Raw genomic sequence first — 21,245 nt, 5'->3', positions numbered from 1 at the left:
ATCGCTGACGGATCGCAGTCCCTGAGACCCCGCTCCGGCAAGATACCTACCTACACATAAGCACACCGGAAACTACGATGGACGACAATAAGCGCAAGGCGCTGGCGAGTGCCCTCGGCCAGATCGAAAAGCAGTTCGGCAAGGGTGCTGTCATGCGTCTTGGCGACCGCGTGGACGACCAGATCGACACGGTCTCCACCGGCTCCCTGGGCCTGGATATCGCCCTCGGCATCGGCGGCCTGCCGCGCGGCCGTATCGTCGAGATCTACGGTCCGGAATCGTCCGGCAAGACCACGCTCACCCTGCAGGCGATCGCCTCGTGCCAGCGTAACGGCGGCACCGCCGCGTTCGTCGACGCCGAGCACGCGCTCGACCCGACCTACGCCGAAAAGCTCGGCGTGAACGTGGCCGACCTGCTGGTCAGCCAGCCGGATACCGGTGAGCAGGCCCTCGAAATCGCCGACATGCTGGTGCGCTCGGGCGCCGTGGACATGGTGGTGGTCGACTCGGTCGCGGCGCTTACGCCCAAGGCCGAAATCGAAGGCGAAATGGGCGACTCCCACGTCGGCCTGCACGCCCGCCTCATGAGCCAGGCGCTGCGCAAGCTTACGGCCAACATCAAGAAGTCGAACTGCCTGGTCATCTTCATCAACCAGATCCGCATGAAGATCGGCGTGATGTTCGGCAGCCCGGAAACCACCACCGGTGGTAACGCGCTGAAGTTCTATGCCTCGGTCCGCCTCGACATCCGCCGCATCGGCGCGGTGAAGAAGGGCGAGGAAGTCATCGGTTCGGAGACCCGCGTCAAGGTCGTCAAGAACAAGGTGGCGCCGCCGTTCCGCCAGACCGAGTTCGAGATCCTCTACGGCGAGGGCACCTCGCGCGAAGGCGAGATCATCGAGCTGGGCGTGCGCGAGAACCTGATCGACAAGTCGGGCGCCTGGTACAGCTACAAGGGTGATCGCATCGGCCAGGGCAAGGAAAACGTCCGCCAGTTCCTGCGTGACAACCCGGCTATCGCCAACGAAGTCGATGCCGAGCTCCGCGCCCGCCTGCTCGTGAAGCCGGGCCCGTCCGCGGCGAAGGCCGAGCAGGATGAGGTTGAAGAAGAGGCGTGAGCCCGGTGTGGGCGGGGAGGGCACCGATAAGGTCTCCCGCCCCACCCGTACGGCCTACGACAAGGCGCTGGGCCTCCTGGCCCGGCGCGAACACTCCCGCCGCGAACTCCAGCAAAAGCTGGGGCGCGGCGGGTTTTCGCGTGACGAAACGGCCACAGCCGTGGAGCGCCTGGGTGACCAGGGCTACCAGGACGACAGCCGTTTCGCCGAGTCCCTGCTGCGCAGCCGCGTGGGGCAGGGCTACGGTCCCGCCCGCATCCGCGCCGAGTTGCGCAGCCAGGGCATCCCGGACGCCACGGTCCGTTCCCTCATCGAATCCGCCGACGTCGATTGGGACGATCTGGCCGCCAGCCAGCTCCGCCGGCGCTACGGTTCGCCCTCCGCCGATCCGGCAGAGAGGCAGAAACGGGCGCAATTCCTCTTGCGTCGCGGCTTCGCCGCCGCCACAGTACGTGTTCTAACCCACGCCGATGCGGAAGACCCCGACGACGACTGAAGGCAGCGAGCCTTGATTCCGTGACTGGGCGCCTTTCGCGATCCTCGCAGCCCCAAGCCACGATCGCTCATGAAAACCGCCGAAATTCGTTCGACCTTCCTGGAATACTTCCGTACCAAGGATCACACCATCGTGCCGTCGGCATCGCTGGTGCCTTCGAACGACCCGACCCTGCTGTTCACCAACTCGGGCATGGTCCCCTTCAAGAACGTGTTCCTCGGCAGCGAAAAGCCGGGTTACGTCCGCGCGGCCGACGTGCAGCGCTGCCTGCGCGCCGGCGGCAAGCACAACGACCTGGACCAGGTGGGCTACACCGCCCGCCACCACACGTTCTTCGAGATGCTGGGCAACTGGTCGTTCGGCGACTACTTCAAGCGCGATGCCATCCGCTACGCCTGGGAGCTGCTGACCAGCGTCTATAAGCTGCCCGCCGAGCGCCTCTGGGTCACCGTGTACCACACGGATGACGAGGCCTACGACATCTGGAACAAGGAAATGGGCGTCCCGGCCGATCGCATCGTGCGCATCGGTGACAACAAGGGCGCGCCGTTCGCTTCCGACAACTTCTGGCAGATGGCCGACACCGGCCCCTGCGGTCCGTGCACGGAAATCTTCTACGACCACGGCCCGGACGTGGCCGGTGGCCCGCCGGGCTCGCCGGATGAAGATGGCGACCGCTACATCGAGATCTGGAACCTCGTGTTCATGCAGTTCGACCGCGCGCCCGATGGCACGCTCAGCCCGCTGCCGGCGCCTTGCGTCGATACCGGCATGGGTCTGGAGCGCCTGGCGGCCGTGCTGCAGCACGTGCATTCCAACTATGAAATCGACCTGTTCGCGCACCTGATCCGCGAGGCGTCGCGCCTCACGAACACGGCCGACCTCGGCAACAAGTCGTTGCGCGTCATCGCCGATCACATCCGCGCCGCCTCGTTCCTTATCGTCGATGGCGTGCTGCCGTCGAACGAGGGCCGCGGCTACGTGCTCCGCCGCATCATCCGCCGTGCCCTGCGCCATGGCTGGATGCTTGGCGTGCGTGGCGACTTCTTCTGGAAGATGGTCGCGCCGCTGGTCGAGGAAATGGGCGAGGCCTACCCTGAGATCGCCGCGAAGCGTGCGTTCGTGGAGCAGGCGCTCAAGGTGGAAGAAGAGCGCTTCGGCGAAACGCTCGAGCACGGCATGCGCCTGTTCGACGATATCGCGTCGAAGTCCGGCAAGATCATTCCGGGTGCGGACGCGTTCCGCCTGTACGACACCTACGGCTTCCCGGTCGACCTGACCGCCGACATCGCGCGCGAGCGCGAGATGACGGTGGACATGGAAGGCTTCGAGCGTGCCATGGGCGAGCAGCGCGCCCGCGCGCGCGCCGCCAGCAATTTCTCCACCAAGGCGCAGCTGCCGGCGGAAGTCGCCAGCGCATTGCAGCCGACGATCTTCACCGGCTACGAATCGCTCGACCTCGCCGATGCGAAGGTTGTCGCGATCGTCCGTGATGGCAAGGCCGTGGATCAGCTCGCCGATGGCGAAGAGGGTTTCCTGCTGCTCGACCGCACGCCGTTCTATGCGGAATCCGGCGGCCAGGTCGGTGATACCGGCATGATCCGCAACCCGTCGGGCGCGCTCGCCGTGGCGGATACGCAGAAGGTCGGCGGCGCGTTTTTCGCGCACTTCGGCACCTGGCAAGGTTCCGCTCCGCTGCTGAAGGGCGCGGTCGTGGGTGCGTCGGTCGATGGCGCCCAGCGCCAGGCCACGGTCCTCAACCATTCGGCGACCCACCTTCTGCACGCCGCGCTGCGCACCGTGCTCGGCGACCACGTGAGCCAGAAGGGCTCGTTGGTCGCGCCGGAGCGCCTGCGTTTCGACTTCTCGCACTTCAAGCCGGTGACCGGCGAGGAGCTGGCCGAGATCGAGCGCATGGTGAATGACGAAGTGCGTCGTAATGCCTCGGCGGATGTCCATCACATGGGCTACGACGAAGCCATCGAGTTCGGGGCCATGGCCCTGTTCGGCGAGAAGTACGGCGCCGAAGTGCGCGTGTTGAAGATGGGCGATTTCTCCACCGAGTTGTGCGGCGGCACCCACGTGACCCGCACCGGTGACATCGGCCTGTTCAAGATCGTGTCGGAGTCGGGCGTCGCCGCTGGCGTGCGTCGCATTGAGGCCGTGACCGGCGCGGGCGCGATGGCGCGCGTGGCGGATGAAGAGCGGATCCTGGGCGAAGTCTCCGGCCTGCTCGCCGCTACCGGCGACGAGGTGGTCGACAAGCTGCGCCAGCTCTTCGACAAGCAGAAGAAACTCGAAAAAGAGATCGAATCCTTCAAGGCCAAGGCGGCCAACTCGGCCTCGGCCGACCTCGCCGAGTCCGCTACTGACGTGGCAGGTATCAAGGTGGTCGCCGCGCGCCTCGAAGGGCTGGATGCCAAGTCGCTGCGCGACAGCCTCGATGCCCTCAAGCAGAAGCTGGGCGACTGCGCGGTGATCCTGGCTGGTGCGGCCGACGGCCGCGTTTCGCTGGTCGCGGGCGTCGGCGGCGCGGCGCTGAGCCGGGTCAAGGCAGGCGATCTGGTGGCCGAGGTTGCCTCAAAGATCGAGGGCAAGGGCGGCGGCCGCCCGGACATGGCGCAGGGCGGTGGCATCGACAGCCCGGCGCTGCCAGGCATCCTGGCCGACATCCCGGCCTGGGTGGAAGGCAAGCTTCGCTGAACGAACCCCGGCTGGCCCCTCAACGGGGTGCCGTAAAGGCGCCCCGGTCATCGGATTCGGCCGCCCGTGCGTTGCACCACCGTGTTTGGCTCAGCTAGTATGATCTGATGTCGGCGCGCGTTTTTCGGCATCGATGAGTCGGGTCGATATAGGCAGGACAGCTGGTCAGCGACACGCACACAACAAGCCGGGGAAGGCAGATCGGCCTTCGATGGTCGAGAAGTCAATCCACCGGCGGCAAGACTCGGGGTGAGTTGTCGTAGGTGGGGAAGCCAATACCTGATTTTATGGAGTATCAATCATGCTGATTCTGACCCGCCGGGTCGGTGAAACCCTGATGATCGGCGACGAGGTGACCGTCACTGTTCTGGGTGTCAAAGGTAACCAGGTGCGCATTGGTATCAACGCACCGAAAAATGTCGCGGTCCATCGCGAAGAGATTTACCAGCGCATCAAGAACGAGAACGATCCCGCCGGCCATTCGGGCGACGACCACGACCAGTAAAAAGCTTTACGGCCGACGCAAGGATCAGTATCCTTGCTGGCTCGTTCGGGCACCTGCCTAACGAACGATCAAAATGGAGAGTTGCCCGAGAGGCCGAAGGGGCTCCCCTGCTAAGGGAGTATAGGGTCAAAAGCCTTATCGAGGGTTCGAATCCCTCACTCTCCGCCAGTTACGCAAGACGCCCCGCAAGGGGCGTTTTGCGTTTCTGCGTCCGTTGTTTTCGTTGCTGCGCCAATCGCGTTTTTGTTTTTTTCCTGTGGGAGCGCGCTTGCGCGCGATGGACGCTGCCGCGAGCACCCATCGCGTGCAAGCACGCTCCCACAGGCGCGCTCCCACAACAGCTGGTTTTGCCGGGCGCACAAACAAAAACACCGGCCAGTGGCCGGTGTTTTCGATGAAACGATTGGTCGGGGAGACAGGATTCGAACCTGCGACTTCTACGTCCCGAACGTAGCGCTCTACCAGGCTGAGCTACACCCCGACGGGAGCCGCGTATATTAGCCATGACCGGGCCCCCTTGCAACACTTCGTCTCACTTTTTTTACAAAGTGCCCGCAGGGCCGTCCGCGGCCATCTGATACTCTATGGGGCTGCCGCTTGGCGCCCCACGTACTGCCCGAAGAGGATTTGCATGGCACTCACCCCGGCCCGCACGATGCCTGGTGTCCTCGAGCTCCTGCCGCTCGACCAGATCGCGTTCCAGCGCATGCTGGATACCATCCGCCGTAACTACGAGCGGTTCGGTTTCCTGCCCATCGAAACGCCGGTGATCGAGCATAGCGACGTCCTGCTGACCAAGACCGGCGGCGAGACCGAGCGCCAGGTGTACTTCGTGCAGTCCACCGGCTCGCTCAACGCGGCCGACAAGGAGCAGGGTGCCGTGCCGGAACTGGCGCTGCGCTTCGACCTGACCGTGCCGCTGGCCCGTTACGTGGCCGAGCATGAGCACGATCTCAGCTTCCCGTTCCGCCGCTACCAGATGCAGCGCGTGTACCGCGGCGAGCGCGCCCAGCGCGGCCGCTTCCGCGAGTTCTACCAGTGCGATATCGATGTCATCGGCAAGGATTCGCTGTCGGTGCGTTACGACGCCGAGATCCCGGCGGTCATCTACAGCGTGTTCCGCGAACTCAACATCGGCGCATTCACCATCCAGCTCAATAACCGCAAGCTCATGCGCGGCTATCTCGAGAACCTGGGCGTGGCCGACGCGGAACAGCAGATGCTCGTGCTGCGCGAAGTCGACAAGCTCGACAAGCGGGGCCCGGACTACGTGCGTGAAACCCTCACGGGCGAAGCCTTCGGTCTCTCTGCGGATGTCGCCGACAAGATCCTCGCCTTCGTCCAGGTGCGCTCGACCGGCGTGGACGATGCGTTCGCCAAACTCGACGCGCTCGGTACCGGTTCGGAAGCCTTCGAACAGGGCAGGGCGGAACTGAAGGAAGTGCTGGGCCTGATCCGCGACTTCGGCGTGCCCGAAACGCATTTCGCGCTGAACCTCTCGATCGCCCGCGGCCTCGATTACTACACGGGCACCGTCTATGAGACGACGCTCAACGACCACCTCGGCATCGGCTCCATCTGCTCGGGCGGCCGTTACGAGAACCTGGCTGGCCAGTACACCAAGTCGCACCTGCCGGGCGTCGGCATTTCCATCGGCCTGACCCGCCTGTACTGGCAGCTGCGCGATGCCGGCCTGATTTCCACGGCGCAGAGCACCGTCGACGTGCTGGTCACCCAGATGGATGCGGCGCAGATGCCCGCGTACCTTGCCGTGGCCAACGAGCTGCGCACCGCCGGCATCGCCACCGAGGTCGTGCTGGAGGGTGGCAAGCTCGGCAAGCAGTTCAAGTACGCCGACCGCGCCGGCATCCGCTTCGTGATCGTGCTGGGCGAGGATGAAATCGCCAAGGGCGTGGTCACGGTGAAGGACCTGCGCCGCGAAGACCAGTTCGAGGTATCGCGCGCGGACCTGGTGAAGACCCTGCGCGTCGAGCTGGCCCAGGCCGAGATCGGCGCGCTGGCGAAACCCTGACCCATCCCAACCCCAACCCCTGTGGGAGCGCGCTTGCGCGCGATCGGACTAGCGGCACACCCATCGCGCGCAAGCGCGCTCCCACGACACTGCAGTACTCAGAACGGTAGTTCGCCATGACCAGCAGCATCCTCCTCGACGGCCGCAGCCTTACGCGCGGCCAGGTTGTCGCCATCGCCCGCCAGGGCGCGTCCATCACGCTCGATGAGAAGCAGCTGCTGAAGGTGAAGCGCGCTGCCGACTTCCTCGCGGAAAAGGTGGGTGGCGGCGAGCCGATCTACGGCGTCACGACCGGTTTCGGCAGCAACGCCGACAAGCTGCTCGGCGCGCACCGCGTGCGTGACGAGCTGCCGGGCGGCAACCCCGAGGCGCGCGATGGCACGCTGATGGAAGAGCTGCAGCACAATCTGATCATCACCCACGCCGTGTGCGTGGGTAAGCCGTTCTCGGTGGATGTGGTCCGCGCCATGCTCGCCATCCGCGTGAACACGCTGATGCGCGGTCATTCGGGCATCCGCGTCGAGACCCTCCGTGCGCTGGCCGAGCTGCTCAACCGCAACGTCATCCCGGTGATCCCGGAGAAGGGTTCGGTGGGCGCCAGCGGCGACCTCGCACCGCTTTCGCACCTCGCCATCGTGCTGCTCGGCGGCGGCGAAGCGTTCTACGAAGGCGAGCGCATCTCGGGCGCCGAGGCGCTGAAGCGTGCCGGCCTCGAGCCCGTGCGTCTTTCCTTCAAGGAAGGCCTGGCGCTCAACAACGGCACTACCCAGATGCTCGCGACGGGTGTGCTGGCGCTGGCTTCGATCGAAACCCTGATCAAGACCGCCGACCTCGCACTGGCGATGACCCTCGATGCGTTCGCTGGCCGCACCGGCGCGTACGCGGAAGAAGTGCATGCGCTGCGTCCGCACCCGGGCCAGGTCGCCGCGGCCAATGAGTTCCGCCGCCTGCTCGAAGGTTCCACGCTCGCCGACATCGCCTACCACCTGGTGCCGCGCTTCCGCCCGTGGCTGTCGGATTCGTGGTCGGAGCCGGCCGAACAGGCCTACCGTTTCGACATCGGCTGGGACTGGGTCCCGGCGACGCAGCGCCATGGCAAGGAGGCGTTCTATTCGCGCTTCCTGCCGTTCAAGGGCGGCAAGAAGCACCAGCCGCAGGATGCCTACTGCCTGCGCTGCGCGCCGCAGGTACATGGCGCTGTCCGTGATGCGTGGGAGCAGGCCTGCCGCGTCTTCGATGTGGAACTCAACGCCGTTACCGATAACCCGCTGGTGTTCCCGGATGCCGAGAACGCCGAGGTCATCGAAGACCAGGTGATCTCCGCCGGCCACTTCCATGGCATGCCGCTCGCGCTGGCGATGAGCTACGTCAAGGCGGCGATCCCCGTGCTCGCGTCGATCTCCGAGCGCCGCACGGCGAAGCTCGTGGATCCCGCGAACAACGACGGCCTGCCGGCGTTCCTCATCGGCAACGAAGACGCCACCGATTCGGGCTTCATGATCGTGCAGTACACCGCCGCGGCGCTGGTCAACGACCTCGCGACCCGCGCGCATCCGGCATCGGTGTATTCGGTGCCGACGAGTGCGAATGCCGAGGACCACGTATCCATGGGCGCCAACGAAGCGCGCCACGTGCTGGAAATGACCGAAGACCTCGGCCATGTGCTGGCCATGGAGCTGTACACGGCGGCGCAGGCGCTCGAATACCGTCAGGACATGCTCAATGCGGCCCGCGCGCTCTCCAAGCGCGGCGACTGGCAGGCGCTGGCGTCGAAGATCAACGGCGCGCCGCGTACGGATTCGCCGCACTACGCGCAGTTCGAGAAGGAAGTGCGCGCGCTGATGGGCGCGCTCGCGGGCGCCGAGGACTTCCACGGCGGCGTTGCCGTGCGCAAGGCCCTGGCGGCGCTTCGCGAGCACATCGCCTTCATGCAGCGCGACCGCGCGATGGATGGCGACGTGCGGGCTGTCTGCGAGCTGGTGGCCTCTGGCCGCCTTGTCGCGGGCGACGCCTAAGCCTCATCGTTGGCCGCGGCGTCCTCGGGCACCGCGGCGTCCTCCTGCACCGCGGCCGCTTGCTGCCGAGTCTCGACGTAGGCCTCGTCCTCATCCGCCCAGGGATCGCAGGCCGCGGCAAGCACGGCCTCGTGTTCCTCGCCCAGCAGGAAGCTCTCGACCAGGCCTGAGCGCACGTTCACCAGGTACTGGTAGAGCTGCGCGTCGTTCCGCAGCCCCAGCTTCAGCATGGCCGAGCGCTTCTGCCGGCTGATCGTCTTGATGCTGCGGGTCATCAGGCGCGCCACCTCGGCCAGCGACAGCCCCCGCGCGTAGGCGCGAAGCACGGCGATCTCGCGCTGGGTAAGGCGTTCATGCGCGTCGCGGCGCGCGTTTGCCTCGTCCACTTCACGGAAGGCCCTGCGCACGGCGGGGCTGAGGAACCTGCGCCCGATGCTCGCCGCGTGCACCGCCGCCGGGATGCCACGCAGGGCGGTGCGTTTGTCGAGCAGGGCGGCCACACCCAGGTCGAGCATGAGGCGCAGGTTGGCGACGTTATCGAGGCGGCTCATGACGACGATCCCCACATCGGGGCGGATGGTCCGGATCCGCCGGACCAGGCTGACGCCGTCCGGGTGCCGGCCCACGGGCATGTTGGGGTCGGCGACGACGACCTCGACATCGACATCGGCGAGGGTCTCGACAAGGGTGTCGGTGTCGTTGACGCAGGCGACCACGCGGTAGCTGTGCTTCTTGAGGACGGTTTCGACTCCGGCGGCGACGACAGGCTGGTCGTCGGCGATGACAACGGGGATCGTCATGCGGCGGCTCATGGCTCCAGGGGATTCAGCCGTCATCTTGGCGACCGCCCGACCCGCGGTATATGGAACAAAAGCGCAATCTTCTGTCGGCGATTTCTCTGATTAGTTGCCACTGTGTAGTTGTCGGCCTACAATGAGCTACCGTATTAACGCGTTAGTACATTATGAAGCGACGCTCCCTCGATCCCGAGACCCCGTCAGACTCGGCGGAAACCAGCCTGTGCGAGGCGCTGCTCGGCCTCTCAACGGTCGATGAGATGCGGGCCTTCCTCCACGACCTGTGCACCCCGGCCGAGATCGAGGTCATGGTGGATCGCTGGCGGGTGGTGCCCTACCTGCTCGACGGCCGCTCGTACCGGGAGATCCACGAGCGGACCGCGGTCAGCATCACCACCATCGGGCGCGTCGCCCGCTACCTCAACCAGGGGGCAGGGGGCTACATGGCCGCCGCCGCCCGCCGCAACCAGGGGACGGGCGCATGAAGCCACGTGATCGCCTGCGCATCGCCATGCAGAAGTCCGGCCGCCTGACCGAGCCGGCCCAGGAGCTGCTGGCGCGCTGTGGCCTAAAATTCCGCCAGAGCCGCGACAAGCTGTTCTGCTTCGGCGAAGGTGAACCCGTCGACCTGCTGCTCGTGCGCGATGACGATATCCCCGGCCTGATCGCCGAAGGCGTCTGCGACCTCGGCATCGTCGGCCGCAACGTGCTGCGCGAATTCCAGCTCTCCAACCCGGAAGCGGGCAGCGGCCTCGATGAACTGCGCCCGCTGGGCTTCGGTAGCTGCCGGCTTTCGATCGCGCTGCCGCACGACGAACCGTACGATAACCCGGCGCAGCTGCACGGCCAGCGCATCGCGACTTCGTATCCGGGCCTGCTCGGCGACTGGCTGCGCACGCACAACGTAGACGCCAAAGTCGTCTTCCTTGCCGGCTCCGTGGAAATCGCGCCGCGCCTCGGCACGGCCGATGCCATCTGTGACCTGGTTTCCAGCGGCGCCACCCTCGTGGCCAACCAGCTGCGCGAGGCGGCGGTCATCGTCGAGAGCGAAGCCGTGCTTGCGGGCCACCGCGTACTGCCCAGCGATGAGCGCGGCGAGATCGCTGAATTGCTACTCCGGCGGCTGGATGGCGTGATCCAGGTGCGCGACTCGCGCCTGATCCTCATGCAGGCCTCGCGCGAGGCGTTGCCCGCGATCACCCGCCTGCTGCCCGGCCTGCCGATCCCCACGCTCACCGCGGTGGATGGCGCGCCGGACCAAGTGGTGCTGCAGGCGCTCTGCGCGGGCAGCGTGAGCTGGCGCCAGCTCGAAGACATGAAGCGTGCGGGTGCGCGCGACATGCTGGTACTGCCGGTGGAGAAGATGCTGGCATGAAGCGGATCGACTGGAACACGCTTGACGAAGCAGGGCGAGATGCCGCGCTGGCACGGCCCGCGCAGTCGCGTTCGAAGGCGCTGCGCGAAGGCGTCGAAGCGATCGTCGCCGATGTGCGGGCGCGTGGCGACGAAGCGTTGCGGGAGCTGACCGCGCGCTACGACGGGGTGACGCTCGCGGCGCTCGAAGTGACCGATGAGGAATTCGCCGCCGCCGAAGCGCGCCTCGACCCGGCCCTGAAGGCTGCCGTTCGCGAAGCCGCCGAACGCATCGAGCGCTTCCACCGTGCCGCCGCACCGACCGCGGTCAGCGTCGAGACGGCGCCGGGTGTGCGTGTGGAGCGCGTGCTGCGGCCCATCCGCCGGGTGGGCCTGTACGTCCCCGCCGGCGGCGCGCCGCTGCCCTCCACGGCCATCATGCTTGGCGTGCCCGCGGGCATCGCCGGCTGCCAGGAGGTCGTGCTGTGCACGCCGGTGCAGGCGAACGGACGCTGCGACGATGCGGTGCTGTTTGCCGCAAGGGCAACCGGCGTGCACAAGGTCTTCAAGCTCGGCGGCGCGCAGGCGATCGCCGCGGTGGCCTATGGCACCGCATCGGTCCCGCGCTGTGACAAGCTGTTCGGCCCGGGTAACGCCTGGGTGACCGAGGCAAAGCTGCAGGTCTCGGGCGACCCCGATGGGGCGGCGATCGACATGCCCGCGGGTCCTTCCGAGGTGCTCGTTATCGCGGATGCCGATGCGGAGCCGCGCTTCATCGCCGCCGACCTGCTCTCGCAGGCGGAGCATGGGCCGGATTCGCAGGTGCTCCTGGTCAGCCCGTCGGCAGAACTGCTCGACAAGGTCGAAGCGGAAGTCGAACGCCAGCGGCTCGAATTGCCCCGCGCGGACACCGCAGCCAGCGCGCTCGCCGAGAGCCGCCTCGTCCATGTCCGTGACCTCGGCCAGGCGCTCTCCGTGAGCAACCGCTACGCACCGGAACACCTGATCATCCAGACCGCCCAACCGCGCGACCTCCTCGATGGTGTCGAATCCGCGGGCTCAGTCTTCCTCGGTGAATGGACGCCCGAATCGCTCGGCGATTACTGCAGCGGGAGCAACCACGTGCTGCCCACCTACGGCTACGCGCGCAGCTACAGCGGCGTCTCGGTCGCCAGCTTCCAGAAGCAGGTGACGGTGCAGGAAGCCAGCGCCGCCGGCTTGCGCGCGATCGGCCCATGCGCCGCGACGCTCGCCGCGGCGGAACAGCTCGAGGCGCACCGTCGTGCGGTCACCCTGCGCCTCGAGGCGATGGGGGCCGAAGCATGAGCGTGCTCGACCTTGCCCGTCCCGATATCCGCGCGCTGGCGCCGTATTCGAGCGCACGCATGGAAGCCTCCGGCGGTACCGTGCTGCTCAACGCGAACGAGTCCGCACGCGCGCCGAGTTTTCCCGGTGGCGATGGACTGAACCGCTACCCGGATCCCCAGCCGCGTGGCCTCGTCGACACCCTGGCCGAGCTGTATGGCACCACGCCGGATCGCGTGCTCGTCACGCGTGGCAGCGACGAAGCGATCGACCTGCTCACCCGCGCGTTCTGCCGCGCGGGCCAGGACGGCATCGTCATCTCGCCGCCCACCTTCGGCATGTACGCGGTCTCCGCGCGTATCCAGGGCGCGGCCGTGGTCGAGGCGCCCCTCGAAGCGGATGGCTCGCTCGACACCGGCAAGCTGCTCGCCGCAGTCACCCCGGCAACGAAGCTGGTCTACGTCTGCACGCCCAACAACCCGACCGGCAACCTCGTGCCGCTCGAGGCGCTACGCGATCTCGCCGAGGCCTTGCAGGGCAGGGCGCTGCTGGTCGTCGACGAAGCCTATGCCGAATTCTCCGGCACGCCGAGCGCGACGCGGCTGCTCGATACCTTCGAGCACATCGCCGTCCTTCGCACGCTCTCGAAAGCCTGGTCGCTGGCGGGCGCGCGGGTCGGTGCACTGGTCGCCCGCGCGGAGGTGATCGGCCTGCTGCGCCGGATCATCGCACCGTACCCGCTGCCTTCCCCGTGCGTGGATGCGGCGCTGGCCGCGCTCTCCTACGAGGGCCGGCGCGTGCAGCGCCACCACGTGCACGAACTGCTGAATGAGCGCGCACGCATGGCCGTCGCACTGGCAAAGGCACCGAGTGTGCGCGAAGTACTCCCGTCGCATGCCAACTTCCTGGCCGTCCGTTTCGACGATGCCGCCGGCACCTACCGGCGCCTGCTCGCCGCGGGCGTCGTCGTGCGCGATATCACGAAGTATCCCGGCCTCGGCGATGCGTTGCGCATCACCATCGGCACCGGCAACGAGAACGACCGCGTGCTTGCCGTGCTGCGAGCGGGGGCCAGCGCATGAGCCGCAAGATCCTCTTCGTGGACCGCGATGGCTGCCTGATCGAGGAGCCTGCCGACGAGCAGATCGACAGCTTCGAAAAGCTCGCGCTCATGCCCGGCGTCGTGGCCGCGCTGCAACGCTTCGTGGGTGCAGGCTACGAGCTGGTGATGGTGACCAACCAGGACGGCCTGGGCACGCCCGCGTTCCCGCAGGAAGCCTTCGATGGCCCGCACAATCTCCTGCTGCGGATCCTCGGCTCGCAGGGCATCACCTTCCGCGAACAGCTGATCGATCGAAGCTTTCCCCACGAGAACCGTGACACGCGCAAGCCGAACACGGGCCTGGCACGGCACTGGCTCGCCGACGACAGCTGGAGCCGCGGCCAGTCCGCCATGGTCGGCGACCGCGAGACGGATACAGCCTTCGCGGCGAACATGGGCGTGCGTGGCTTTCTTGTCGGCGCGAGCGGCCAGGGTTGGGCGGAGATCGCCCACGCGGTGCTCGATGCGCCACGCGTCGCCGAGATCACCCGCAAGACGAAGGAGACCGCCATCCGCGTCCAGGTGGACCTGGATCGGGTGGCCGAGCCGGTCGTCAGCACGGGCCTGGGCTTCTTCGACCACATGCTCGAGCAGATCGGGAAGCACGGCGGTTTCGCCCTGAGCCTGCGTTGCGACGGCGACACCCACATCGACGAACACCACACGATCGAGGACTGCGCGCTGGCGCTCGGCCAGGCCCTGCGTGTCGCCCTGGGCGACAAGCGCGGCATCGGCCGTTACGGCTTCGCATTGCCCATGGATGAAAGCGCCGCGCGCGCGGAACTGGATCTCTCCGGGCGCCCGTACTTCGTCTTTGAAGGCACGTTCCCGCGCGAACGCGTGGGCGATGTGCCGACCGAACTGGTGCCGCATTTCTTCCGCTCGCTCTGCGAAACGCTCGGGGCGAACCTGCACCTCACCGTGCACGGCGAAAACGCGCACCACATGGTGGAGGGCTGCTTCAAGGTGGTCGCACGCACCCTGCGCCAGGCGATCCGTCGCGAAGGTGCCGAGTTGCCCAGCACGAAGGGCAGCCTGTGATGCGCGTGGTCCTCGTCGATGCCGGCGGCACCAATATCGGCTCCGTGCGTTACGCCTTGCAGCGGCTTGGCACCGATGCCGAACTCACCGCGGACCCAGCGCGGATCCGCTCGGCCACGCACGTTATCCTGCCGGGCGTCGGTGCGGCTGGGCCCGGCATGCGCCGCCTGCGCGAAGCGGGCCTGGTCGATGTACTGCGCGGACTGAAGCAGCCAGTGCTCGGCGTCTGCCTCGGCATGCAGCTGCTTTGCGAGCGCTCCGACGAGGGCGATACGGAATGCCTGGGTGTCGTGCCTGCGAACGTGCGCCACATCCCCGTCGCGCCCGGCCTCCGTGTGCCGCACATGGGCTGGAACCATCTGGCAGCCCACGGCTCACATCCGCTCACCGCCGGCCTGCGCGAAGGCGATACGGCGTACTTCGTGCACAGCTACGCCGTACCCGTCGGCGATTACACGCTCGTCGCGAGCGAGCACGGCACGCCGTTCTCCGCCGTGGTCGCCGCCGATAACTTCATGGGCATGCAGTTCCACCCCGAGCGCTCCGCCCGGGTGGGTGCCCAGCTTCTCCGGAATTTCCTTTCGCTATGACCCTCCCCATTCCCGCGATCGACCTGCGCGACGGCAAGGTCGTCCGCCTGTTCAAGGGCGACTACGAGCAGCAGACCACCTTCGCCTTTGAGCCCGTGGAGCTGGCCCGGCGCTACGCTGCCGACGGTGCCACGTGGTTGCATGTGGTGGACCTGGATGGCGCGCGTTCCGGCCAGTTCGAGAACCTGCCCACGCTGATGGCGATCGCGGCATCCGCCGGGCTCGCCGTGCAGGCGGGTGGTGGCATCCGCGATGAGGAGGGCGTGCGCCGCCTGCTCGATGCGGGCGTGGCGCGTGTCGTGGTCGGCAGCATCGCGATTCGCGAGCCGGAGGCAGTGGCGGCGTGGATCGGACGCTATGGCGCGGAGCGCATCGTGCTGGCGCTCGATACGCGCTTTCGCGATGGCGCGTGGCGCCTGCCGAGTGCCGGCTGGACGGCGGAGGAGCCGCGCACGCTGGACGACCTGCTGCCGTTCTACATGGAAGCCGGTGCGCGGCACCTGCTGTGCACCGACATCGACCGCGACGGCACCATGACCGGCCCGAACACCGCCTTGTATCGCCACGTGGCGGCCATCGCGCCGACGCTGCGCGTGCAGGCTTCGGGCGGTGTGCGCTCGCTGGCTGACGTCACCGGCCTGGCCTTGCAGGGGGTGGCGGGCGTGATCCTCGGCCGCGCACTGCTGCAGGGTGAATTCACGATGGCCGACGCGCTCGCCGTGACCGCCAGGGCGGACGCCGCATGCTGAGCCGCCGGATCATTCCCTGCCTGGATGTGCGCGACGGCCAGGTCGTGAAAGGCGTGCGTTTCCGCGACCACGTGGTGGTCGGTGAGATCGTGGAGCTCGCGCTGCGCTATCGCGACGAAGGCGCCGACGAGCTCGTGTTTTACGACATCACGGCGAGCCCCGAGGGCCGCCGCGTCGACCGCGACTGGGTCGAGCGCGTCGCCCGCGAAATCGATATTCCGTTCTGCGTCGCCGGCGGCATCCGTTCGGTCGATGATGCGCGCGAGGTGTTGCATGCCGGTGCGGACAAGGTGTCGATCAACTCGCCCGCACTGGAACGTCCGGCACTGGTGCGCGAGATCGCCGATGCGTTCGGCGTGCAGTGCGTGGTCGTCGGTGTCGACAGCCTGCGTGACGAGGACGGCGAATGGCGGGTGCGCCAGTACACCGGCGATCCCACGCGCACCAAGGCGCTGCGCAAGCGCACGCTCGACTGGATCGAGGAAGTGCAGGCCCTGGGTGCCGGCGAAATCGTGTTGAACTGCATGGGCACCGATGGCGTGCGCCGTGGGTACGACCTGGAACAGTTGCGCGCCGCACGCGCGCTGGCGCAGGTGCCGCTGGTCGCATCCGGTGGCGCCGGTACGCCGGCGCACTTTGTCGACGTCTTCCGCGATGCGGATGTCGATGCCGCGCTCGCGGCCAGTGTGTTCCATTCCGGCGATATCGCCATTCCCGCCCTGAAGCGCGAGCTGCGCGCGCAGGGCATCGAGGTACGCGTATGACCCCCGATTTCGCCAAGGGCGATGGCCTGATACCTGCGATCGTCCAGCACGTCCGCACGGGCGAGGTGCTGATGCTTGGCTACATGGACGAGGCGGCGCTCGCGAAGACCCGTGACACCGGCCTCGTGACGTTCTTCAGCCGCAGCAAACAGCGCCTGTGGACGAAGGGCGAGACCTCCGGCGACACGCTGGCACTGGTCGATCTGAAGATCGATTGCGACAACGACACGCTACTGGTGCGCGCCATTCCGGCCGGCCCGACCTGCCACACCGGCACGACGAGTTGCTTCGGAAACGACGTGGTTCCGTCGCTCGGCTTCCTCGCCGAACTCGATGCGCTGGTGGCCTCACGCCACGCCGAGCGGCCGGACGGCAGCTACACGACCCGGCTGTTTGAAGGCGGCATCCGTCGCATGGCACAGAAGGTGGGCGAGGAGGGCGTCGAGACGGCGCTCGCCGCCGTCGCCGAAGACGACGACGCACTGATCGGCGAGGCTGCCGACCTGGTATTCCACCTGATGGTGGTGCTGCGTGCGCGGGGGATTGGGTTCGGCCAGGTCGCCGCAAAACTGGCTTCACGCCACAAGTGACGGCTAGCGCCGTGGCAGGTGCACTTTAGAGCATGATTTGTGGGAGTGAGCTTGCGAACGATGCTCTTTCGCGGAGCCATCGTTCGCAAGCTCACTCCCACAACAGGAGCGGTTTTGCGGATCAGAGGATCGCGAGGACCGCTTCCGGCGGCCGTCCGACGGCGGCCTTCTTCCCGTTGATGAACACCGGCCGCTCGATGAGCTTCGGGTGTTCCACCATGTAGGCGATGAGTTCCGCGCGGCTGCCTTCGGCAGGCGCGCCGGCGTACTCATCCTCGCCCTTGCGCATCAGCGCGCGTGGCTCGAGGCCAAGCAGCTTGAGCACGCGATCCAGTTCCGCCGCGGTGGGCGGAACCTTCAGGTATTCGACGATCACCGGCTCGACGCCGTGCTCCTGGAGGAGCGCCAGCGTCTCCCGCGATTTAGAGCACCGCGGGTTATGCCAAAGCGTGGCGGGCACGCTTAGAAGTTGCCGCCGCGGTTACCACCACCGCCGCCACCGCCGCGGTTGCCGCCGCGCGGGCCACGGTTGCCACCGCCGGCGCCACCCTGGCCGCCGCGGTTACCGCCACCGGGACCACGCGGGCCACGGTTGCCGCCTGCGCCGCCACCGGAGGCGCGGTTGCCACCGGAACGGCTCGGGCCGCCCTGGCCGCCGGCAGCGCGATTACCGCCGCCCTGGCCGCCGTAGCCGCCACCGCCCTGGCCGCCGCCGTAGGAACGGTTACCACCGCCCTGGCCGCCACCCTGGGCGCGATTACCGCCGCCCTGGCCACCCTGGCCACCACGCGGGCCACGGCTGCCGCCGCGATTGCCCGACGGGCCGCCTGCAACATTGCCGTTGGCATTGCCGCCACCGCCACCGGTGCGGCTATCGCCGGCGAACCAGGTGCGCATCGCCGGCAGCTCCTGGCCCGGCGCCACGCGGCGCGAGGAGGGCTTGCGCGGCTTGGAGGCGCGGTCCGGGCGAGCGACATTGCCGTTCACTTCGCGGCCACCGCCGCCACCCGGCCTGCCGCCGCGACCACCGCGGCCGCCACGGCCCGGTGTGTCGTCACGCAGGCGATCGAAGGCGGTGAGTTCGCGGGCTTCATCGTGGCGCGCCGAGCTCCAGGCGCCCGTGGACGCCTTGTCCGGGCGGTACTCGGTGACGTGGCGCGGGGCGCGGCGCTGGTGCACCACGGCGCTCAGGGTCAGGACCGGTGCCGGTGCACCCAGGCCAGCGCGCTCGCGCAGGGCCTTGATGGCGGTCTCGTCGAGGTTTTCGCAATCGCCGCGGCGCAGGGCGCGCGGGAGTTCGACCGTGCCGTAGCGGATGCGCTTCAGGCGGCTCACGAGGAAGCCCTGCGAATCCCACAGCCGGCGCACTTCGCGGTTGCGGCCTTCGCGGATCGTGACGCGGAACCAGCTGTGGCTGCCGCCGCGGCTGATGATGGCGATTTCGTCGAAGCGGGCGGGGCCGTCTTCCAGCTCCACGCCGGCCTTGAGGCGCTCGATGATTTCATCGGGCACTTCGCCGTGCACGCGGCAGAGGTATTCACGCTCCAGGCCGCTCTTCGGGTGCATCAGCGCGTTGGCGAGTTCGCCATCCGTCGTGAGCAGGAGCAGGCCGGTCGTGTTGATATCGAGGCGACCCACGGCGACCCAGCGCGCACCCTTCAGGCGCGGCAGCTGCTCGAACACGGTGGGGCGGCCTTCGGTGTCTTCGCGGGTGGTCACCACGCCTTCCGGCTTGTGGTAGACCAGCACTTCGGCATCGCTGCGGTTATCGGTGGCGACGACGAACTGCTTGCCGTCGAGCCCGACGCGGTCGCCGGCGTGGACGCTGGCGCCAATGCTGGCGACGGTGCCGTTGACCTCGACCTCGCCAGCCTGGATGCGCTGTTCGAGCATCCGGCGCGAGCCGAGGCCGGCGTTGGCGAGCACCTTGTGCAGGCGCTCTTCGAGCTGGGCAGCCTCGCCCGTGGGGGCATCGGCGCGCTTCAGGCTAAGTACGGAACGTTGTGGCGCATTCATGCGCGTGACTCCTCGGGGTTCTGCCCGGCGCCTTCGTCTTCTTCGGCGGCGCCGTCGGGGTTCTCTGCCTCGTCGGCAGTGTGGGAAGCCGCGGCGATGTCGTCATCGCCGGCGGGCGGTTCGTTGGCGGGCTCGTTGCCCTCGTCGCCTTCGCTGGCCTCGGGATCGATCTCGAGGTCCGGATTGGGCAGGGCGGCACGGGCCGGTACGCCATCCGCATCGCCTTCAAGGCGCATCTGCGGGTTGAGCTCTTCGAGGTCGCGGATCTCCGACAGTGGCGGCAGGTTGTCCAGCGACTTGAGGTTGAAGTAATCCAGGAACATGCGGGTGGTGCCGAACAGGGCCGGGCGGCCCGGTACGTCGCGATAACCCACGACGCGGATCCATTCGCGTTCCTCGAGCGTCTTGATGATGTTCGAGGAGACCACCACGCCACGGATCTGTTCGATCTCCGGGCGGGTGATGGGCTGGCGGTACGCGATGAGCGCCAGGGTTTCCAGCAGGGCGCGGGAATAGCGGCTGGGCTTCTCCGCCCACATCCGCGATACCCAGCCATGGACTTCGCGGCGGACCTGGTAGCGCCAGCCGGAGGCGACTTCCAGCAGCTCCACGCCGCGGCCTTCGCAATCCGCGGCCAGCAGGTCGAGCGCCGCCTTGAGCTCGTCCGTGCCGACTTCCTCTTCCTCGCCGAAGATCGCCTTGAGCTGCACGATCGTCATCGGCTGGGTCGACGCCAGCAGCGCCGCTTCCACGATGGGTTTGAGCTGTTCGGGTTGCATAGGCCTTGGGGTGTGCCGTGCCCTCGGGGCGCGGTTCGGTTCGTGCACAGGGGCGGCCGCCTGGGCGGTGCCCCCTGTTCGTGGCCCGGCTGGGCCGTCAGGCGAGCGCTTCTTCGGGCTCGGCCTCCGTCTGTACCTTGGTCTTCAGGTAGATCGGGCCCAGGGCTTGTTCCTGGACGATCTCGACGAGCATTTCCTTCGCGAGTTCGAGCATGGCCAGGAACGTGACCACGACCCCGAGCCGGCCTTCGCTGACGTCGAACAGCGTTTCAAAACGGTGGAACCCACCCGTGCCCAGCGAGTTGAGCAGGTCGCCCATGCGCTGGCGGACGCTGAGCGGCTCGCGCTGGATCGCATGGTGCGTAAACAGATCGGCACGCTTGAGCACATCCTTGAGCGCGAGCAGCATCTCCCTGAGATCGAGCGGGGGCGGCACGCGCACCACGTTGTGTTCGCCGACGAAGGCATGCACCACGGTGGTATCGCGTTCCAGGCGCGGCAGGTCTTCGATGTCCTGCGCAGCCCTCTTGAAGCGTTCGTACTCCTGCAGGCGGCGTACCAGCTCCGCGCGCGGGTCTTCCTCGAGGCCTTCCTCGGCCGGTGGGCGGGGCAGCAGCAGCCTGGACTTGATCTCCGCCAGGATGGCGGCCATCAGCAGGTATTCCGCCGCGAGCTCCAGCCGCATCACCTCGCGCATCATCTCGATGTAATCCATGTACTGCCGGGTGATCTCGGCGACAGGGATGTCGAGGATGTCCAGGTTTTGCCTGCGGATCAGGTAAAGCAGCAGGTCCAGCGGGCCTTCGAACGATTCGAGGATGACTTCCAGCGCATCCGGCGGGATGTACAGATCCTGCGGCATCTGCAGCACGGGCTGCCCGCGTACCAGCGCGAGTGGCATTTCCTGCTGCTGGGGAACGCCGGCAAAGGCATTCCGCGTTTGTTCGACCACCTGGACTTCGGTTGTCTCGTTAGTCATCGGCACACGTCAGAAGGGCCGCATTCAAGCGACCGGGAACGCAAGCAACAAATCGATGCCGTCCGGCGGTTAACCGCCAACTCACCGGGCAAGCCGCGCATCGTCGCCGACGAGCGGAAGGCATGGCCGCTGGATACCCAGGAGGGTCACCGTCTGTGAGATATCGCCGGGAACATAGACCACCGCCGGCCCTGACTGCAGGCCGGGAGGGCGGTACGCCCGAATAAGTTCACCCGATTGACATACAGGGTATAGCGTGTGCCCGCGCAAGTCCAGCGGGGAGCCCTGTGCCGGGCCCGCCATTACGGCAA

Annotated in this window: 20 protein-coding genes and 2 tRNA genes; 16 read left to right on the top strand and 6 right to left on the bottom strand. The window is 67.3% G+C overall.

The window, feature by feature from the left end; all coding sequences use genetic code 11:
- Positions 1 to 77: 77 nt before the first annotated feature.
- The 5 genes from recA (at position 78) to ACZ6YI_RS05905 (ending at position 4,990) form a co-directional block, all read left to right on the top strand.
- The gene (gene recA / locus ACZ6YI_RS05925; protein WP_440324914.1) at positions 78 to 1,118 is read left to right on the top strand and encodes a recombinase RecA; all 1,041 of its coding nucleotides are present in this window, start codon (positions 78 to 80) and stop codon (positions 1,116 to 1,118) included.
- Complete coding sequence (locus ACZ6YI_RS05920) at positions 1,096 to 1,614, top strand: regulatory protein RecX (RefSeq protein ID WP_465777838.1); 519 nt, start codon at positions 1,096 to 1,098, stop codon at positions 1,612 to 1,614. Before recA ends, ACZ6YI_RS05920 begins: the two co-directional genes overlap by 23 nt.
- A gap of 69 nt (positions 1,615 to 1,683) precedes the next feature.
- Entirely contained in the window at positions 1,684 to 4,317 is a 2,634-nt protein-coding gene (gene alaS / locus ACZ6YI_RS05915; protein WP_465777837.1) for an alanine--tRNA ligase, read from the top strand.
- Between the two features lie 301 nt (positions 4,318 to 4,618).
- Positions 4,619 to 4,822, top strand: coding sequence for a carbon storage regulator CsrA (csrA, locus tag ACZ6YI_RS05910; protein WP_247334906.1), 204 nt, complete (start codon positions 4,619 to 4,621; stop codon positions 4,820 to 4,822).
- 75 nt (positions 4,823 to 4,897) lie between these two features.
- Positions 4,898 to 4,990 (top strand) — tRNA-Ser (locus tag ACZ6YI_RS05905).
- A gap of 236 nt (positions 4,991 to 5,226) precedes the next feature.
- On the opposite strand, the gene ACZ6YI_RS05900 is transcribed toward ACZ6YI_RS05905, so the two are convergent.
- A tRNA-Pro gene (locus tag ACZ6YI_RS05900) sits at positions 5,227 to 5,303 on the bottom strand.
- Between the two features lie 150 nt (positions 5,304 to 5,453).
- Here ACZ6YI_RS05900 and hisS point away from each other — a divergent pair.
- Positions 5,454 to 6,854, top strand: coding sequence for a histidine--tRNA ligase (hisS, locus tag ACZ6YI_RS05895; RefSeq protein WP_465777836.1), 1,401 nt, complete (start codon positions 5,454 to 5,456; stop codon positions 6,852 to 6,854).
- Between the two features lie 116 nt (positions 6,855 to 6,970).
- The gene (locus ACZ6YI_RS05890) at positions 6,971 to 8,869 is read left to right on the top strand and encodes an HAL/PAL/TAL family ammonia-lyase (protein ID WP_465777835.1); all 1,899 of its coding nucleotides are present in this window, start codon (positions 6,971 to 6,973) and stop codon (positions 8,867 to 8,869) included.
- Here ACZ6YI_RS05890 and ACZ6YI_RS05885 read toward each other — a convergent pair.
- Positions 8,866 to 9,669: a response regulator gene (locus ACZ6YI_RS05885; RefSeq protein WP_465777834.1), complete on the bottom strand. Its 804-nt coding sequence runs from the start codon at positions 9,667 to 9,669 to the stop codon at positions 8,866 to 8,868. The genes ACZ6YI_RS05890 and ACZ6YI_RS05885 overlap by 4 nt on opposite strands.
- Positions 9,670 to 9,833: 164 nt before the next feature.
- On the opposite strand from ACZ6YI_RS05885, the gene ACZ6YI_RS05880 reads away from it, so the two are divergent.
- From ACZ6YI_RS05880 to hisIE, 9 genes are read left to right on the top strand one after another with little or no spacing between them, the layout of a single operon-like run.
- The gene (locus ACZ6YI_RS05880; RefSeq protein ID WP_440329645.1) at positions 9,834 to 10,151 is read left to right on the top strand and encodes a YerC/YecD family TrpR-related protein; all 318 of its coding nucleotides are present in this window, start codon (positions 9,834 to 9,836) and stop codon (positions 10,149 to 10,151) included.
- The gene (hisG, locus tag ACZ6YI_RS05875) at positions 10,148 to 11,041 is read left to right on the top strand and encodes an ATP phosphoribosyltransferase (protein ID WP_465777833.1); all 894 of its coding nucleotides are present in this window, start codon (positions 10,148 to 10,150) and stop codon (positions 11,039 to 11,041) included. The genes ACZ6YI_RS05880 and hisG overlap by 4 nt, the downstream gene beginning before the upstream one ends.
- The gene (gene hisD, locus ACZ6YI_RS05870) at positions 11,038 to 12,345 is read left to right on the top strand and encodes a histidinol dehydrogenase (protein WP_465777832.1); all 1,308 of its coding nucleotides are present in this window, start codon (positions 11,038 to 11,040) and stop codon (positions 12,343 to 12,345) included. The genes hisG and hisD overlap by 4 nt, the downstream gene beginning before the upstream one ends.
- Entirely contained in the window at positions 12,342 to 13,406 is a 1,065-nt protein-coding gene (gene hisC / locus ACZ6YI_RS05865) for a histidinol-phosphate transaminase (RefSeq protein ID WP_465777831.1), read from the top strand. Before hisD ends, hisC begins: the two co-directional genes overlap by 4 nt.
- The gene (gene hisB / locus ACZ6YI_RS05860; protein ID WP_465777830.1) at positions 13,403 to 14,467 is read left to right on the top strand and encodes a bifunctional histidinol-phosphatase/imidazoleglycerol-phosphate dehydratase HisB; all 1,065 of its coding nucleotides are present in this window, start codon (positions 13,403 to 13,405) and stop codon (positions 14,465 to 14,467) included. The genes hisC and hisB overlap by 4 nt, the downstream gene beginning before the upstream one ends.
- Positions 14,467 to 15,057: an imidazole glycerol phosphate synthase subunit HisH gene (gene hisH, locus ACZ6YI_RS05855; RefSeq protein ID WP_465777829.1), complete on the top strand. Its 591-nt coding sequence runs from the start codon at positions 14,467 to 14,469 to the stop codon at positions 15,055 to 15,057. The genes hisB and hisH overlap by 1 nt, the downstream gene beginning before the upstream one ends.
- The gene (gene hisA / locus ACZ6YI_RS05850; RefSeq protein WP_465777828.1) at positions 15,054 to 15,806 is read left to right on the top strand and encodes a 1-(5-phosphoribosyl)-5-[(5-phosphoribosylamino)methylideneamino]imidazole-4-carboxamide isomerase; all 753 of its coding nucleotides are present in this window, start codon (positions 15,054 to 15,056) and stop codon (positions 15,804 to 15,806) included. The genes hisH and hisA overlap by 4 nt, the downstream gene beginning before the upstream one ends.
- Complete coding sequence (hisF, locus tag ACZ6YI_RS05845; RefSeq protein WP_465777827.1) at positions 15,800 to 16,570, top strand: imidazole glycerol phosphate synthase subunit HisF; 771 nt, start codon at positions 15,800 to 15,802, stop codon at positions 16,568 to 16,570. Before hisA ends, hisF begins: the two co-directional genes overlap by 7 nt.
- Positions 16,567 to 17,160: a bifunctional phosphoribosyl-AMP cyclohydrolase/phosphoribosyl-ATP diphosphatase HisIE gene (gene hisIE, locus ACZ6YI_RS05840; RefSeq protein ID WP_465777826.1), complete on the top strand. Its 594-nt coding sequence runs from the start codon at positions 16,567 to 16,569 to the stop codon at positions 17,158 to 17,160. The genes hisF and hisIE overlap by 4 nt, the downstream gene beginning before the upstream one ends.
- A gap of 121 nt (positions 17,161 to 17,281) precedes the next feature.
- Here hisIE and arsC read toward each other — a convergent pair whose 3' ends face one another.
- The 4 genes from arsC to ACZ6YI_RS05820 all read right to left on the bottom strand — a co-directional run bounded on the left by arsC (position 17,282) and on the right by ACZ6YI_RS05820 (position 20,856).
- Entirely contained in the window at positions 17,282 to 17,620 is a 339-nt protein-coding gene (gene arsC / locus ACZ6YI_RS05835) for an arsenate reductase (glutaredoxin) (protein ID WP_465777825.1), read from the bottom strand.
- Between the two features lie 2 nt (positions 17,621 to 17,622).
- Positions 17,623 to 19,176, bottom strand: coding sequence for a pseudouridine synthase (locus tag ACZ6YI_RS05830; RefSeq protein WP_465777824.1), 1,554 nt, complete (start codon positions 19,174 to 19,176; stop codon positions 17,623 to 17,625).
- Complete coding sequence (gene scpB / locus ACZ6YI_RS05825; RefSeq protein ID WP_465777823.1) at positions 19,173 to 19,955, bottom strand: SMC-Scp complex subunit ScpB; 783 nt, start codon at positions 19,953 to 19,955, stop codon at positions 19,173 to 19,175. Before scpB ends, ACZ6YI_RS05830 begins: the two co-directional genes overlap by 4 nt.
- A gap of 97 nt (positions 19,956 to 20,052) precedes the next feature.
- Positions 20,053 to 20,856, bottom strand: a complete 804-nt coding sequence (locus tag ACZ6YI_RS05820; protein WP_440325942.1) for a segregation and condensation protein A — start codon at positions 20,854 to 20,856, stop codon at positions 20,053 to 20,055.
- Positions 20,857 to 21,245: the final 389 nt, after the last annotated feature.

It is taken from the genome of Luteibacter sp. NPDC104163, assembly GCF_055584245.1.
The sequence above is the reverse complement of the archived record's forward strand: the minus strand, read 5'-3'. Positions and strand labels throughout refer to the sequence as shown.

What these genes read in the sequence shown, in the direction of transcription:
- recA (WP_440324914.1), top strand. Translation starts at nt 78, where the DNA reads ATGGACGACAATAAGCGCAAGGCGCTGGCGAGTGCCCTCGGCCAGATC.
- ACZ6YI_RS05920 (WP_465777838.1), top strand. Translation starts at nt 1,096, where the DNA reads ATGAGGTTGAAGAAGAGGCGTGAGCCCGGTGTGGGCGGGGAGGGCACC.
- alaS (WP_465777837.1), top strand. Translation starts at nt 1,684, where the DNA reads ATGAAAACCGCCGAAATTCGTTCGACCTTCCTGGAATACTTCCGTACC.
- csrA (WP_247334906.1), top strand. Translation starts at nt 4,619, where the DNA reads ATGCTGATTCTGACCCGCCGGGTCGGTGAAACCCTGATGATCGGCGAC.
- hisS (WP_465777836.1), top strand. Translation starts at nt 5,454, where the DNA reads ATGGCACTCACCCCGGCCCGCACGATGCCTGGTGTCCTCGAGCTCCTG.
- ACZ6YI_RS05890 (WP_465777835.1), top strand. Translation starts at nt 6,971, where the DNA reads ATGACCAGCAGCATCCTCCTCGACGGCCGCAGCCTTACGCGCGGCCAG.
- ACZ6YI_RS05885 (WP_465777834.1), bottom strand. Translation starts at nt 9,669, where the DNA reads ATGACGATCCCCGTTGTCATCGCCGACGACCAGCCTGTCGTCGCCGCC.
- ACZ6YI_RS05880 (WP_440329645.1), top strand. Translation starts at nt 9,834, where the DNA reads ATGAAGCGACGCTCCCTCGATCCCGAGACCCCGTCAGACTCGGCGGAA.
- hisG (WP_465777833.1), top strand. Translation starts at nt 10,148, where the DNA reads ATGAAGCCACGTGATCGCCTGCGCATCGCCATGCAGAAGTCCGGCCGC.
- hisD (WP_465777832.1), top strand. Translation starts at nt 11,038, where the DNA reads ATGAAGCGGATCGACTGGAACACGCTTGACGAAGCAGGGCGAGATGCC.
- hisC (WP_465777831.1), top strand. Translation starts at nt 12,342, where the DNA reads ATGAGCGTGCTCGACCTTGCCCGTCCCGATATCCGCGCGCTGGCGCCG.
- hisB (WP_465777830.1), top strand. Translation starts at nt 13,403, where the DNA reads ATGAGCCGCAAGATCCTCTTCGTGGACCGCGATGGCTGCCTGATCGAG.
- hisH (WP_465777829.1), top strand. Translation starts at nt 14,467, where the DNA reads ATGCGCGTGGTCCTCGTCGATGCCGGCGGCACCAATATCGGCTCCGTG.
- hisA (WP_465777828.1), top strand. Translation starts at nt 15,054, where the DNA reads ATGACCCTCCCCATTCCCGCGATCGACCTGCGCGACGGCAAGGTCGTC.
- hisF (WP_465777827.1), top strand. Translation starts at nt 15,800, where the DNA reads ATGCTGAGCCGCCGGATCATTCCCTGCCTGGATGTGCGCGACGGCCAG.
- hisIE (WP_465777826.1), top strand. Translation starts at nt 16,567, where the DNA reads ATGACCCCCGATTTCGCCAAGGGCGATGGCCTGATACCTGCGATCGTC.
- ACZ6YI_RS05830 (WP_465777824.1), bottom strand. Translation starts at nt 19,176, where the DNA reads ATGAATGCGCCACAACGTTCCGTACTTAGCCTGAAGCGCGCCGATGCC.
- scpB (WP_465777823.1), bottom strand. Translation starts at nt 19,955, where the DNA reads ATGCAACCCGAACAGCTCAAACCCATCGTGGAAGCGGCGCTGCTGGCG.
- ACZ6YI_RS05820 (WP_440325942.1), bottom strand. Translation starts at nt 20,856, where the DNA reads ATGCCACTCGCGCTGGTACGCGGGCAGCCCGTGCTGCAGATGCCGCAG.